Below are 605 nucleotides of genomic sequence, written 5' to 3'. Positions count from 1 at the left end.
ACCACCGCGCCACATCTCTACTCTACCCAGGGGAACAGCGCCATCCTCCAGGAACAGACTCAGTTCCGCGCGCCGCGACAGCGCGTAGACTATCGCTTTGTGTAATGCGCCTCCCGGAGGGCATCTTTGCTCCTGCTCCTCAAGCCAGGACCACAGATCTTCCAGTATCGGGCGGGCATAACGCTGTCGCCACTGGCGGATTTTTTCCACAGGACGGCTGCTGATCTTTTTCTCCAGCCTGTACAACCCGGAGATCTTTTTCACCGCGATTGCGGCCCGTGGATCTTTATTCATTTTATACAGGTCGGCGAAGCCTCTTCTGGCGTGAGCCCAGCATCCGGCAAGGGTAATACCGGGAGTTTTACCCGCCATCGTCCGGTAAGCCTGGTAACCGTCGACAACCAGCGTCCCGTTCCAGCCCTGAAGCCAGTTTTCAGGATGTTCATGACCACGCCCGGTCTGGCAGTCGAAGCTGACTATCTGTGGGCCACTTTTTTCTCCGCTGGCATAACACCACAGATAACCTATCGCATTGACTCAGCATTTTTGTTACCCAACGCGCACTGTTGCCTCACCAAAATTGTTACTTTAGCTGCCATCGTAAA

Annotated in this window: 1 pseudogene; it reads right to left on the bottom strand. The window is 55.0% G+C overall.

Annotation, left to right across the window (positions count from 1 at the left end):
• A pseudogene (locus ACLJRH_RS26245) lies at nt 1-525 on the bottom strand (IS66 family transposase); the annotation flags it as partial.
• Between the last annotated feature and the right edge of the window lie 80 nt (nt 526-605).

The sequence above is a fragment of the Salmonella sp. SAL04162 genome, assembly GCF_046551535.1.
Lineage (GTDB): Bacteria > Pseudomonadota > Gammaproteobacteria > Enterobacterales > Enterobacteriaceae > Salmonella > Salmonella enterica.
This window is presented reverse-complemented; position numbering and strand designations above follow the sequence as displayed.